Consider the following 14,341-nt stretch of genomic DNA (forward strand, 5'->3'; position numbering starts at 1 on the left):
TCATCCCCCCCAGGCCTCGGATCGAAAGATCTCTTGCCCAGCCATAGTCGTAATCCAAGCATTGCTCCACATCTTGTCTGCGGGCGTCGCCTTGGCCTTGATTGCCTCTTCTATACCAAGGTCACGGAAAATTTCCATGGTTCGCTGGTTAGTGATGTGAGCCCGTGGCGTATGCGCGGAACCCGGAAACATCTCCAACAGAATATGTGGTACGCCGTAACGGCTGAGCGCGAGTGAGTGGGTCAGCCCGGCGGGGCCTGCGCCGGCGATCAATACGGGGGTGCGAAGGTCATACGGCAGCTTCACGGTCATGTTTTTCATCACCGATCTCCTATTTATTGTTTTATTCCCAGGGACGGGACTTATCGAAAGAGTAAGTGCGACTAATCAGGTTGGCAGGACGCTAGCTTCCAAAGACGAGGCTTTCGCCAAATCAAGAGCCACGTCGATGATCATATCTTCCTGGCCACCCACCATCCGGCGGCGACCCAGTTCGACTAGAATCGCGCGGACATCGACACCATGATCGACGCTCGCTTTTTCAGCGTGCCGCAGGAACGAGGAGTAGACTCCAGCGAATCCCAGGCTTAGCGTTTCGCGATCGACCCGAACTGGACGGTCCTGCAGCGGACGAACCAATTCCTCTGCGGCATCCATCAAGCGGTACAGGTCGGTACCATGGTTCCAGCCCTTGCGCTCGGCTGCCGCGATGAATACCTCGAGCGGCGCGTTACCCGCGCCAGCTCCCATGCCAGCGAGACTAGCGTCGACACGTACTGCACCGCATTGAACCCCAACGATGGAGTTGGCTACAGCCAGGGACAAGTTGTGATGCGCATGAATACCCCGCTGCGTCTCGGGTCGCAGGACACGATCGTAGGCTTCCAAACGTGCCCGGTACCCGTCCATATCCAGCGCTCCCCCGGAGTCGGTCACGTAGACGCAGTGCGCACCATAGTCCTCCATCAGTTTCGCCTGCGCGGCAAGCGCGTCAGGCTCGACCATGTGACTCATCATTAGAAAACCTGAAACGTCCATCCCAAGATCCCGCGCCGCCGCGATGTGCTGTTTCGAGATATCGGCTTCCGTGCAGTGGGTGGCAACGCGAACCGAACGTACCCCCAGCCGATGGGCTTGGTGCAGGTTCTCTATGGTTCCGATGCCGGGAATCAGCAACGTCGTTAACACGGCATGATTGAGTACATCAGCGACAGCCTCGATCCACTCCCAATCCGTGTGGGCCCCGAAGCCGTAATTGAAGGAGGAGCCATTCAGGCCGTCACCATGTGAAACCTCAATAGCATCGACACGCGCTTGATCAAGCGCGCGAGCGATGGCACGGACTTGGTCGAGCGAATACCGATGGCGAATGGCGTGCATGCCGTCCCGCAGGGTCACGTCCTGGATATACAGCTTGGTCTGGGTAGGGTCGAAGCGCATCACGCGGCCTCCTCTGTGCGGGTTGCCGCGATCTGCTCGGCTGTTCGCAGGGCGGCCGACGTCATGATGTCCAGATTGCCCGCATAGGCAGGCAGGTAGTGCGCGGCACCCTCGACTTCCAGAAACACCGTGGTCTTGAGCCCTTCAAAGCGTCCCAGGCCCGGAATGCACGCGAGCGCGTCAGGGCCGATTCGTTCGAACTGAACCTTTTGCTTAAGGCGATAGCCCGGCACGTAGCCGTTCACTTTATTCACCATTGCCACAATGGAAGCTTCGATAAGTTCTTCACTGGCCCCGCTGGACAGAGTGATCACTGTGTCACGCATCAACATGGCGGGTTCGGCTGGATTTAGGACGATGATTGCCTTGCCCCGGGCCGCGCCGCCCACCACCTCAATCGCGCGACTGGTGGTTTCAGTGAATTCGTCGATGTTTGCACGTGTGCCGGGGCCGGCGCTTTTCGATGCAATGGAGGCGACGATTTCGGCATAGTGCACAGTTGCAACGGCGGACACAGCGGCCACCACTGGGATGGTCGCTTGCCCGCCGCAGGTCACCATGTTGACGTTAGGGGAGGCCAAGTGTGCGGTACCGTTGACCACCGGGACGACATAAGGCCCAACAGCTGCTGGTGTAAGGTCAATCATGACTTTGCCGGCGCTTGTCACGACTTCGCTGTGGTGACGATGTGCACCTGCAGACGTTGCATCGAACACGATACCTATTTGCGGCCATACCGCGAGTTGCTGCAACCCTTCTATGCCCTCATGTGTTGTGGTGACACCGAGCCGCTGCGCGCGGCGCAATCCTTCAGAGTCCGGGTCGATACCCACCAGTGCAGCCATTTTAAGTATCTTCGACTGGCGCAGGATTTTGATCATGAGATCCGTCCCGATGTTGCCCGAACCAATGATCGCTACATTGACGATGCTCATCAGCGTGCCTCCCAATAGGTGAATGAAACTGCGCCCAGCCCACCGATCTTCGCTTCGACCCGGTCACCCGGTTTGAGTGTGACCATCGGCCCAAGCGCGCCGGTAAGGACGATATCGCCTGCGCGCAAGGGCTCGCCGGCGATCGCGAGCGTACGAGCCAGCCAGGCGGCGGCCTTTAACGGATGCTCAAGGCAAGCCGCTCCAGCCCCCACTGAGGCGATAGAACCATTGACCTCCAGAACCATGCCGCAGGTATAGAGGTCAAGCCCCTCCAGAGCGCGCGTTTCCTTGCCCAGAACGAAGCGTGCAGAGGAGCCGTTATCGGCTACGGTGTCGGCGAATGTGATGTTCCAGTCGGCGATACGACTATCGACGATCTCGATTGCTGCAACTGCGTGACTGGTTGCGGCAATAATGTCTTGCACAGTAGCGGTCGGGCTGGTGATGTCCTGTGATAGGACGAGCGCCACTTCCGCTTCGGCCCGAGGCTGCAACATTGACGAAGGGGCCAAGACTCCACCGTCCGCTATCCGCATGTCTTCGAACAATACCCCAAAGTCGGGTTGATTGACGTTGAACTGAGCTTGGACCGCCACGGCTGTAAGACCCACCTTGCGACCGACAATGCGTCGCCCCTGCTGCACCCAGTGAAGGGTATTGATGGCCTGCACAGCGTAGGCACCTGTTGCATCGGTGGGGTCCAGCCCATCACGCAAAGGCTTTACGGTACCGTGCTCATACGCCTGCCGCAGTCGAAGGGCAAGATCCTGATGTGAGGTAACCGGAGTCGCACGAGCAGTCGAGAGAACGTCACTCATGAGGTTGCTCCAAGAAGCCAGCCACCAGAGTGTTGAACTCATCGGCTTTCTCGAGTTGTGCCCAGTGACCGCAACGTGGAAACACGTGCAGACTGGCATTTGGGAGCAAGCGCATTAGAAGAAGGCTACTGTCCCATGGGATCACCCGATCTTCTTTGCCGTAGATCAGGAGCGTACGTTTTTCGAGCGGCGAGCCCACCAGGCGCTTCCACAGATTGAGCATCGGATGCCCTTTCCATTCCCGTTTTCTCAGCAGGTCTGGGTGGGTCGCAGCCTTGAAGCGTGCGTCGATCAGTTCCGGAGTTACCATCGACTGGTCGTATACCATGATGCGTATGGCGGCTTCCAGTTTGTCGCGCGTAGGACCTTCGTCTTGGTAGAACGCACCGAGGATTTTAATGCCTTCCGTCATCATGGGCGTAAACATTGTGGGTGAGCCGCCAGGCCCCATCAGTACAAGTTTCTGTACCAGGCCTGGCCACTTCATCGCCAGCGTCAGGGATATGGTACCGCCCATGGAGTTACCGACGAAATCAGCAGCCTTCACCCCCAATTGATCGAGTGCCTGTGCGAAGACATCCGCATAGTAGTCGGTGTCCTGATAGGCACTCATTGGCTTGTCCGAGTCGCCATAGTGCGGCGCATCGAAAGCAATGACCCGATACTTGGCGGCCAGCACAGGCAAATTTGTCCGATAGTTGCTCCAGGCGGACGCGCCCGGGCCTCCTCCGTGCAGCATCACCAGGATGCGATCACCGACATCGGTGTCGTGGTAGTGAATATTGATTCCCATGACTTCAATGAAACGAGAGGTGCTTTCGGCAGTATGGATCGTCATGCGTGCGCTCCGGTTTTTGATGGGGATTGGGCGACGCCCAAGGATGGCGGCATATGAAATTCGTGGCCCCAACTGCTATTGGTCGGGTAATGAGTCACATGCCAGGTCTCATCATCGATTTGAATGCCTCCCCAGCCGATTTCCACTGACCAGCCGGAAGGCGTCATGACATAGAAGGAGAACATGTTGTCATTCACATGCCGACCGAGGTCTATGAGAATGTGAGCACCTGCCGCACGAGCGCGGCTGTAGGCGAAGCCCACCTCATCCAATGAGTTCATTTCCAATAAGATATGGTGAAGGCGTAGGCCGTTAGTTGGAGGCAGGTCGACGATAGCCAAGGAGTGATGACGTTGGTTGACTCGCATGAACATCGCTTCGCGACTGAGACCACTGATCATCAGGGAGTCGGTGCGCTTGAAGCCCAGCACGCTCTGGTAGAAATTAATTTGCTCGCCGTATTGCCCTGTCGATAGGACCAGATGCCCCAGGCCTTGTTCGTTAGTCAGGAAAGGACGTGCGCCGACAGGTGATATAAAGGGCTGGTTGGCAAGTAGAGTCGGCCCGTAATGCGCCTCAATGAGTACGCCGTCAACGTCGCGGAAACGAATCATTTCTTGCACGGCCAACGCGCGGGCCACCTCGCTGGAAACCTCTTCGAAGGGCACCTTGGCAGCGCGCAGCGAAACTCGGACCTTGTCCAGATCTTCTTGACAGCGACACTCCCAGCCGACATAAGCGATATCGTCACGTTCGCCAGGGTGAATGATGATGCGCCGTTGATGAAGATCGGCGCGTAGTATGAGCGTACCGTCCTCCAATTCTTGGCCAATTTGCAGGCCCAGTACTTCTGGGGCGAAGCGTTTCCAGGCAGCCAGATCACGCGCAGTAAATCCGATGTAGCCCAGGGTATCGATGCCCGACATGGCAGCTCCTCTCACGAGTCATTATTCTTGTATGCCACTGAGCCGCCTTGCTTGACGGCGTGTTGGAGAAGTCTGCGCTCGCGATCTTTTGCGGTCATTGGCTGGATTGCCGCAGTTATTGATCAATCGTGTGTTTTAAGGGGGGCGGCTGCGAGCCGGTCGTAGACGGTAGCCTCGTGCTCAATCGAGGCCATAGGTATGACCCTCCCAGGGTAACGAATCAGCTCACGCACGTAGGTAACAGTTATTGGCGGGCAGGGGCGATTTCGCGAGGATCTGACCAGCCTGCGGATAACTCAGTACACCGATCAGATTCCAGGCCCGTTGCTGAAAGCTTGCGGCGAACGCACTGGTGTCGTTGCCTTGAATTGCACGTTTAAATGGCTTGCAGTCAGCCCATTCAGCACGAACGCAATACTCACGCGTTCGTGAAGTCCGTATGTATGTGCCTTGCGGAACTCAAACGGAAATTGCAACTGGGTTTTGCTTTGCATCTGCTGATTTTTCAACCCGATGTGGTCCGCCATCAAATGGAGAAATACAGCGCTTGATGGCGACTGCTTTCGGGCACACCGGGTGCGAAACTCCTGATTGGTTCGGGCCCAACCAAGGACAGTCCTGTTCACAATACGCCATGGGGGGCGGGGAGTGCAGTTGCTCCCGGTGACGTCTTCAATCGTCTGCCTTCGATAAATCCGGAGCTTTCTATTTAACTGTCCCGATTGTTCGGGTACTGCTGTGAAACCTTTGAGATTTCTATTTCAGTGTATAGGTCAGCGTGCCGTAACCCAGTTGATCAAATCCACCGCTATTAGGTCCGTAGTCACCACCGCCCCCTTCTGGTCTTATCTTTTTAGCGAATGCGCTGATATACGGCGCATCGAGTCCTTTAAGCACCACGTAGTGGTTGTAGAGAAGCTCCCAGACGGGGCGAGTATCGCCGCGACCGTTGTTTGAAATGACATCCTGGGTGACGTCGCTGTTGCTGTAAGGCGTGTAAGGCACGTCCTGTCCCAGGTTGTACTTCGCAATGTACTCCATGCCATGCAGGACACGGTTATCCTGGTAGCCAAATAGATCATCGCCCTGGTTCCATGCCATTTGGCAGAATGCGCCCAGTTCCGCGGCATTTAGCGTGTTGTGTCCCTGGTCACGCCCGCTCTCCTGCGTCTGGCCAAGACCGTCAGAATAGATCTTCCACACAACGTGATCGATGGCACCATTGCCTCTGCCATGCTTGAAGTACTCGACGGCCTCATCGTAGATATCTCGGCGATCCGTCAGGATACCGATGGCGATCATCGAGTCCATGTTAGCCAGGTCCCAGTTGGCCCAATAGTGATCAATTTTTGCCCCATTGTGGTTCGCGAGGAAGTCGTGGTTCATTGGATAAAACACATCGAGCATCAGGCGTTTGAAACGGTTGAAATCCTGAGTAGGCCACGGTTTGTATGCGCGCATGATTTCCGCAGCATTAGCCAACTGATAACCGTAAATGCCGGAGGCGAGGAATTTATCGGGTGTTCCATCAATGCGAGTCAGTGTTTTGGACCATACATCCAGAATGGCGACAGCCTTGTCAGCGTAGGCCGCATCACCACTTATTTTCCAGCGAAGCGCAAGCGCGTAGGCTGCGGCGGCATCGTTGAAAAGCAGGGAATAGTTCTCCTTGTCAGTGCCGTTATAACCTCGATAAATCACGCGCTGAGTGCGTGGAGTCCAGTTCAACGACGCATGAGGGTTCTTGACCAGCATGTCCCACCCGTCAGTCCAAGGCTGCAGGTGTCGTGAGACTTTAGCCTTCATCCGGTCGAAATCTTCCTGGGTGTGAAGAGTGCCCGGATGAAGGAATGTGCTGGCCATGACAGACGGCGTACACAAGAAGATCAACGCTGATGTGCCTATGAAACGGCGAATGCCATTGAATGAGAAGGTCAATGTCTTCAACTCCGAAAAGTGGCTGTCTGTACGACGTCGGACGTCATTGGTATGCCGTGGGCCAGATAGGCGTGTCAGGCAGCACCGTTTTTACGCTCACAAGAGCCTGGCTGCAATCAGGCGGGGCCTTCGATGTCACACCGGTCGGCTACTTTGAGCATCAGACCGCTGACGGGACCACTGCTAATTGAACATTTGCCTGCTCAGTTAAAGCCGAACCCCTTTACATGCCCCCTCAAAGGTGAAAGTGCCCTCATTGAGCACGATGTTGTCGTGGGTGAGGGGGATCGGAAAACCAGGAATAGGCTATTTGCCTTCGGACGAGCAGTGAATGTTGTCCAGATTTATTAAGGTGAGTAGTTTTTATAGGATTGTATTTTTATTTCACGTTGGGCGTATTTGTGCAAGGTGTTATTTAATAAGTTTGTAGGGGTGAGCCGCAATGAAGATATCAGTGAACTACTCCTTGCTCGAAAGTGCTTAGACAATAGATTTATTTGATCTGCTGCGCTCTGTAGGTGCATCGATTGGTGTCCAGCGCAACCTGACTATAGGTCAGGTTCTTATAGAAAAAATGGTGATTTTCCATTCTTTGTTGATGCAATTTTTTCTGGCTGGTTTCTGTTGCGTGTTAAGTCATGTGCTGGCCGATTTTCACCGTTTTTTGTCCGTTAATATTCTAGAGAGAATAACAAAACTCTGTTCATATTCTGCTACCAGCACATTGCTAGATAGGCAGGCATAAAAATGAAAAAGACCGCCTCAATACTGTTGTCTTGGGGGCTTTTAATTGCCCCGCATGAGGTTTCAGCGCTTCAACTAGATACTCCATTTGAAGGGGTGGATGCGTCATTTGATAGTGTCATCGACTACTCGCAGATGTATCGGACAGCGAAAGCGCAGAGAATTGTACGGGACGGTCAAAATATTTTTGCCAACGCAAATGATGGCAGTGAGTACTATAAGCGCGGGTTGATTTCAAGTGAGTATAAAGTAACTTCGGAGTTGAGCCTCAAGCGCGATAATTTGGGCTTTTTTATGCGGGGCAGTGCTTGGTATGACACGCAATTGATGGATCACCCTCCTAGCGGTGGCAATAATGCGCTGCGCAATACCGACAGCGACGAAAAATTTCCATCAGGGCTGCGCGATAGTCTCGGGCATGGTGCAAGGGTCCTTGATGCTTTTGTATACGGCAGTTTTGAATACAACGAGTTGCCAGTCACTGTTCGATTGGGTAGGCAAGTTATAAATTGGGGGGAGGGTATTTACTATGGTGAAGGGCTAAATATTGTAAATCCGGTTGATGTAGGCCGTATTGTGTTGCCCTCAGCAAGCCTTAAAGAAGCTTTGCTCCCAAGTAACATGCTGTCAGTTCAGATGGGACTAAGCGATAGTTTTAGTTGGGAGGGGTTCTATGGTTTGGAGTGGCGTGCAAACCAGGTAATACCGACCGGTGGGTTCTTCTCCGACACGGACATCTTTGGTAAAGGGACAAATGGGCTAATTGCCGATCTGCGTGGACAACTGGGAGGAGTGGGTGTTCCTGCTTCACTGGTCCCTGGTGTTAATGGTGTTGATGGAGTGGTCGCGGGGGCGCGTTATGCTGGTGAACATGATGCCCGTGGCGCTGGACAGTTTGGTTTTGTGCTCCGCTACAGTGCGGAGGAGTTAAATAACACCGAATTCGGTCTCTACTACATTAACTATCACAGCAAAGTTCCATTTATCTCGATACATCCAGGCGCGTCATATGGATGCAGCGGCGGCGGTGGCGGGCGCTTCTCAGATCTTTGCGCTTTAACTGCGGCATCAAACCCTGCGTCTGTGCCGTTGGTGGACGGTTTAGCGATGCTCGACAACACCTCATATAATTTAGTTTATCCAGAAGATATTCATCTATTTGGTTTCACCGCGTCAGGCAATGTGGGTGATACCAACGTCGCTCTTGAACTTACCTATCGCCCGAATGCGCCAATAGAGCCGTCTATGACGTGGGAGTTTCAGCAACTGATTACTGGAGCTTTGCTAAGAGGCGGCGCTAGCGAGGCTCCAGTAGACCTTGGAAAATTCGGCACGGTTGGCTCCCAACCCATTGACTTATATAAGCGCGGAGAGATGTTCACAAGTTCTATGTCCGCCGTGCATGCGTTCGGCCCAACGCTTGGGCTGGACGACTTCTTTTTCTTGGGGGAAGTGGCCAGTAACTACATACCGGGGCATCTAACAGATACCGTCAATTACGCCTATTTGTCACCGCTTTCGTGGGGTTACACGCTGAGTCTCACCGGTACCCTCAAAAAGGTGTTCACCGGCGTTGATCTTCTTCCCGGCTTAACGTTTCGGCAGGATGTAAAAGGCACCTCGCCCGCCATAAGCGAAAACTTCATCGAGGGCCGAAAGTCTTCGGTGTTGGAACTAGGAGCCCGATACGGCTCAAGCCTTAGCGGAAAATTGAGTTACACAGCATTCTGGGGTGCTCGAAAAAATAACCCTTTGATTGACCGTGACAATGTCGCCCTGAATGTTTCCTACTCCTTCTAACAGGTATTACCATGAAGCTTCCAAGCAATGGCCATTTAGCAGGCGTCCTACTAGGTGCAATCATATCTCTGAGTGCGCAGGCGAAGGTGCCGGCGGAGCAGGCTAATCGTCTTTCTACAGATCTAACCCCATTCGGCGCCATTCGTGCGGGCGACCCTGGTCTTGGAATTTCAGAGTGGACTGGCGGACTGCGTAAGGCACCTAGTGGCTACGAGGGGGCCGGTCACTTCGAGGTCGACCCCTACCCAAATCAACGGGCTGTCTTAGTCATCGATGCTAAGAACCAGAAAGCCTATGCCGAACACCTCAGTGAGGGGGTGCGGGCGATGTTCGCTGCTTATCCAGAGACATTTCGTTTACCTGTCTACCCCACTGAGCGGAGCTTCGCTGCGCCTGATGAGATTTATACGAACACTGTTCGAAATGCTTTGAATGCCGATTTGAATCCAGGCGGAAATGGGATGATTCATGCCTACGGTGGCATCCCTTTCCCTATTCCGCAGAGCGGGCTGGAAGCAATCTGGAATCACATTGCACGTTGGCAAGGCCGTTACTTCGAAGAGACGTCGACCTCTGCTTCGGTGCGATCCGACGGCAGCGTCTCCAGCCTCAGAGAGGAAAATCAACTGCTGTTCAACTATTACGACTTAAGTAAGAACGCAGACAATTTGGAAAACATACTATTTTTTTATATGAATCAAGTACTGCCTCCCTCGCGTTCTGCGGGAGAGCTACTGCTTGTTCATGAAACGATTGATCAGACAGTAGAGCCACGATTGGCGTGGAACTATTTTCCTGGCCAGCGCCGTGTTCGGCGAGCACCAACAGTGGCTTATGACAATCCGGTTGATGGCTACGTTAGCGATGACGCGGATATGTTCAACGGTGCTCCCAACCGCTTTGATTGGACATTGGTAGGCCGTCGTGCACTGTACGTGCCTTATAATAATTATCGTCTTGGAAAGCCCGGAACGCCGCATGAGCAGATTTTGCAAAAAGGTCATATAAACCCCGATCTTACTCGCTGGGAAATGCATCGAGTCTGGGTTGTGGAAGCTACTCTAAAGTCAGGAGAACGTCATGTTTATGCCAAGCGACGCTTCTATCTTGACGAAGACAGTTGGGGCATTCTCATGGCTGAAAGTTATGACAGTCATGGCCAACTCTGGCGAGTAAACTTTGCCTATACGAAGCAAGCCTACGAGGTTCCTACACTGACAACTGAGATGATCGTTTACCACGATCTGATAAAAAGGGAATACAGCGCCTTAGGCCTGCGTAGTCTAGAAAAAGCGCCCCGCGTCTTCAATGTTACACCGCCGCCTGATAGCTATTGGCAGCCCGCTAACCTACGTCGTATGGGCGTGAACTGAGTAGTAGTAAGTCGACGTAGTCTTTAAATATTCAATCGTCTCGTTGAACAGAGTTAATCCTCTTGCGGAAAATATGAGGGTCACTGTCTGAATAAACACAGCTCAAAAAAAACCATAGGTTCAGAGGCAGTTAGGTCAATTTTAATATTTTTGTTGGCGAGTTAAATGTGGAGGGCTAGGTATATATGGTCGTCCAGATAGGTCCTTAGCTTGAAATATAGTTTTTTGTTGACTAGGGGGGCTCTCGAGAGTTTGGGGTAAGCGTAAAAACTACTTTCTTTGAAAAAACTAACAAAATGAAGAGGGCTTATGAATAAATTAGCATGGCGCAAGTTTTTTTTGTCCGGAGGCATTGCTGCAGTAGTGTTAACCTCACATCATGTTTTTGCGGTTGATAGCAAAGATAGTGTTGTGTTGCCGGACCCCCAAAAACTTTTTTCCTGGACTATGCAGGAAAAAATCATTGGTTTTAGCAATAGTGCAAAACTATTCAGCACTGAACCGATCTTAAAAGGCAAAACACCATCTGCTTTGCCGAAAGCTGATCCCTCTGTGGTAAGTCGTTTAGGATCTTTATCTTATCAGTACGGCGTAAAGGCTGATGGGGCGCCGCGAACTAACAACGTTGATGATTATATAAAGAATAACAAAGCTGCCGCGCTGATGGTGATAAAGGACGGTAAGGTTGTATTGGAGAAGTATGCGGATGGGCTTAGCAATGAAAGTTTATGGGATGGTAAGTCTGTATCAAAGTCAGTAACCTCCCTCTTGATGGGGATCGCCCTAAAGGACGGCTATATTTCTAGTCTGGACGATGAGGTAGTCGCTTACATCCCTGAGCTGGCGGGCACTGCTTATGAGGGGGTCAAGTTGCGCGATATGTTGCATATGGCGTCTGGAGTGGAATGGAATGAAAATGAGCTTGATCCCAAATCTGATCTCTCTAAGATGCTGGGCTGCGTGACTCAAGCAGATCCCGGGAGTTGCATCGTCAGTTTGATGAAAACCGTGAAAAGAGTCGTGGACAGAGATACCGGAAAACCGATCGCTCCTGGGGTGAGGTTTCAATATAACACCGGTGACGCATTTCTGACCGGCCTGATAGTTCAGCGGGCTACACAGATGAGCTTGGCCAAGTATTTAGGGGAAAAGATATGGCAACCCTACGGTATGGAAGCAGATGGCAACTGGTGGTCTTCAAATGGAGTAACCAGCGGCGGGAGCGGATTTAATGCCACGTTGAGAGACTTTGGCCGGTTAGGGCTATTTGTTCTTAACAATGGCGTGTTGTCGAACGGCACCCACGTTCTTCCGCAAAATTGGATACGTGATTCCACAACATGGACTGCTGCATCAGCCCTGCCTCATTACGCGGATAACGGGATGTACGGTTATATGTGGTGGTTCAGCCCGGCTTACGATGATTCGCTTGTTGGCGGTACCAATGTAGCCGACCCTATTTATGTCGATATTGGCGCGCCTTTGCAAAATTCCGACGCATCGGGTGGATCGGTTCCGGTTCAATCTCGGCCGCCAGTACAGGGGCAACCGGCCTCAATTTCAGATTGGACGTTCTCGGCGGTCGGTATCTACGGTCAGTTTATTGCCATCAATCAATCTGAACACCTTGTCGTGGTCCAATGGTCTACTTGGGACAAACCTGACCCTCGGTGTTGTGACCAATCGGACCCGCAGTTTACTGTTGAGAACCCCTACAACGAACAGGCCGTTTTCCTGAACGCTGTCATTAAATCTCTGCACTAAGCATCGAATAGGCGGCGACGTGTTAACGTCGTCGCTTTTTCCTGCAATAGGTCACCCGATGTAAGTAGACTCCCTTCGAGATCCGGTCTAAATGACTTAGATAAGAAATTCCGCAGACGTATTCAATAGATGTGTAGAAGCGCTGCTGACTGGAATAAATCCGTGTAACAAAGTATCGAATGGACGCGATTAATGGTAGAAACAGAGGGGCGCCTCTCTTCGCTCTTTATGTGGTTGGAAAAAGATATTTGGCCGTTTAAGGCTTATACAAATGAGTGGGCGGCACGAGTTCAAGTACTGGGTAAGTCTAGGTATCGCGATTGCATTGGCGGTATTCATTGACGCTGACCCCGGTCCAGCGCCGAAATGCCTGTCGTAAGCTTGATGCGTCTGAGTAACCTAGTAGCTCAGCGACCTGCTCGGTAGATAGCTGAGATCGCCTCAGCAGTTCTTGAGCGCGCTGGAGGCGCGCCTCATCTAATATTTCTCGATAGCTACTACCTTCTTCTGTAAGTCTCCTGCGTAGCGTCCGCTCTGTCAATCTGAGGTATTGAGCTGTTTGCTGTATCGATGGATACCGCTCCGGCAGAGACGCTAACAGAGCGATCACTCGTCGGCGGATGCCGCCGATTTCTCTGTCGAATAGTTTATTGAAGTTGTCACTGGCCTGACCAAGAGCCGATTGGAATACAGAAGGGTTAGCTGTTGGTATTGCCAGGTCGAGTATATTGGCTGGGAGGTTGTAGACGATATCGCTACCGTAGGTACGAACTGGGGCTTTGAAGTACTCTTCATAGGGGTGCGTGTCTTTCAGTCCTGCCGGTAATGTCAATGCTAACCCCTTAGGAGGGTGCCCCATGACAGAGCAGAACAAATGATAAGCCGCAGACGCGAGAACATTCGCGTGAAACTGGCACTGCTCAATGCTCCATCCTGGGTTGGTGATAGGGCTTGTTGCTATTCTAAGCTCGCCTTGAGCATTGCCCGGATCAATACGAATGCCGGTAATGTCGGGGTTGAATAACGACATGTATGCCCTGGCAACTTTTAACGCATCTGAAAATGTATCGGCGCTCAGCAGTGCAAGCCCTGCGATACCATAGTCAGAGACCCGGTAGTACTCACCCAACTGCAAACCGTCAATAACTGCTGAGTGGTTCCGCACCACCCAGTCATAGACTGCATGGCTGGGGAGCTGATCGCTGGCTAAGCCGGCGAGTATCGAATGCGGAACATCAATGCCTCTATCATTAAGATAGTTTTGTATCGGACTCCACTCAAAATCGAAAGCCAAAAATGTCGACTGCATCGGAGTTCCTTATTAGAATAGCGGGGAGGGGCGTCTAACGGTCCTAAGCGCTCGGGATCCATACTGCACATCAAGCCTCTGACTTTGCAACAGGGGCCAAAGGTGATGCGCTAGTTCCACATGTGGTGCAAAGCCCACGCACCATTACCAAACGCAGCCCCCGCCCGATGCGCGTAGTAGCGAAATTTAATGTGTGCCGCGGCATGGAAGGTGTTCACGGATGTATTTGTTAGGAAGCCTGGTTGACTGACAGCAGCCGATGCTAGGACTGAGCTGGAATATTCTCATGACAACTGGTGTATCGAAAGAGTACGGCGCTGGCCATCTGTCTGTCGCGCTCCTCTATGGTCATGCGCTGGCAAGGTATAGGTTTCAAATAAGATGTATTATCTTTCAGCCAGCTTGAGGTATCCGCTTGATACGTGCACAAATATGCAATTAGCCTAGGTCTGTGAG

Annotated in this window: 11 protein-coding genes; 3 read left to right on the top strand and 8 right to left on the bottom strand. The window is 52.5% G+C overall.

Annotation, left to right across the window (positions count from 1 at the left end):
* The 7 genes from LRS56_05940 to LRS56_05970 all read right to left on the bottom strand — a co-directional run bounded on the left by LRS56_05940 (position 1) and on the right by LRS56_05970 (position 6,820).
* Positions 1-321, bottom strand: a complete 321-nt coding sequence (locus LRS56_05940) for an FAD-dependent monooxygenase (GenBank protein ID WDU64051.1) — start codon at positions 319-321, stop codon at positions 1-3.
* 66 nt (positions 322-387) lie between these two features.
* Entirely contained in the window at positions 388-1,440 is a 1,053-nt protein-coding gene (gene dmpG, locus LRS56_05945; protein ID WDU64052.1) for a 4-hydroxy-2-oxovalerate aldolase, read from the bottom strand.
* A complete protein-coding gene (locus LRS56_05950; protein ID WDU64053.1) occupies positions 1,440-2,375 on the bottom strand; it encodes an acetaldehyde dehydrogenase (acetylating) in 936 nt (311 codons plus the stop codon). The genes dmpG and LRS56_05950 overlap by 1 nt, the downstream gene beginning before the upstream one ends.
* Positions 2,375-3,193, bottom strand: coding sequence for a fumarylacetoacetate hydrolase family protein (locus LRS56_05955; protein WDU64054.1), 819 nt, complete (start codon positions 3,191-3,193; stop codon positions 2,375-2,377). The genes LRS56_05950 and LRS56_05955 overlap by 1 nt, the downstream gene beginning before the upstream one ends.
* Complete coding sequence (locus LRS56_05960) at positions 3,186-4,031, bottom strand: alpha/beta hydrolase (protein WDU64055.1); 846 nt, start codon at positions 4,029-4,031, stop codon at positions 3,186-3,188. Before LRS56_05960 ends, LRS56_05955 begins: the two co-directional genes overlap by 8 nt.
* Complete coding sequence (locus LRS56_05965) at positions 4,028-4,957, bottom strand: VOC family protein (protein ID WDU64056.1); 930 nt, start codon at positions 4,955-4,957, stop codon at positions 4,028-4,030. Before LRS56_05965 ends, LRS56_05960 begins: the two co-directional genes overlap by 4 nt.
* Before the next feature lie 756 nt (positions 4,958-5,713).
* Positions 5,714-6,820, bottom strand: coding sequence for an alginate lyase family protein (locus tag LRS56_05970; protein WDU65698.1), 1,107 nt, complete (start codon positions 6,818-6,820; stop codon positions 5,714-5,716).
* A gap of 822 nt (positions 6,821-7,642) precedes the next feature.
* Here LRS56_05970 and LRS56_05975 point away from each other — a divergent pair.
* From LRS56_05975 to LRS56_05985, 3 genes are all read left to right on the top strand, one after another.
* Positions 7,643-9,439, top strand: a complete 1,797-nt coding sequence (locus tag LRS56_05975) for a DUF1302 domain-containing protein (GenBank protein WDU64057.1) — start codon at positions 7,643-7,645, stop codon at positions 9,437-9,439.
* An 11-nt stretch (positions 9,440-9,450) separates the two neighbouring features.
* Positions 9,451-10,812, top strand: coding sequence for a DUF1329 domain-containing protein (locus LRS56_05980; GenBank protein WDU64058.1), 1,362 nt, complete (start codon positions 9,451-9,453; stop codon positions 10,810-10,812).
* A gap of 309 nt (positions 10,813-11,121) precedes the next feature.
* Positions 11,122-12,576, top strand: coding sequence for a serine hydrolase (locus LRS56_05985; GenBank protein ID WDU64059.1), 1,455 nt, complete (start codon positions 11,122-11,124; stop codon positions 12,574-12,576).
* Between the two features lie 307 nt (positions 12,577-12,883).
* On the opposite strand, the gene LRS56_05990 is transcribed toward LRS56_05985, so the two are convergent.
* On the bottom strand, positions 12,884-13,885 hold the full coding sequence (locus tag LRS56_05990; protein WDU64060.1) for a helix-turn-helix domain-containing protein: 1,002 nt from the start codon (positions 13,883-13,885) through the stop codon (positions 12,884-12,886).
* Positions 13,886-14,341 lie beyond the last annotated feature (456 nt).

The sequence above is a fragment of the Pseudomonas poae genome (assembly GCA_028869255.1).
Classification (GTDB): domain Bacteria; phylum Pseudomonadota; class Gammaproteobacteria; order Pseudomonadales; family Pseudomonadaceae; genus Aquipseudomonas; species Aquipseudomonas poae_C.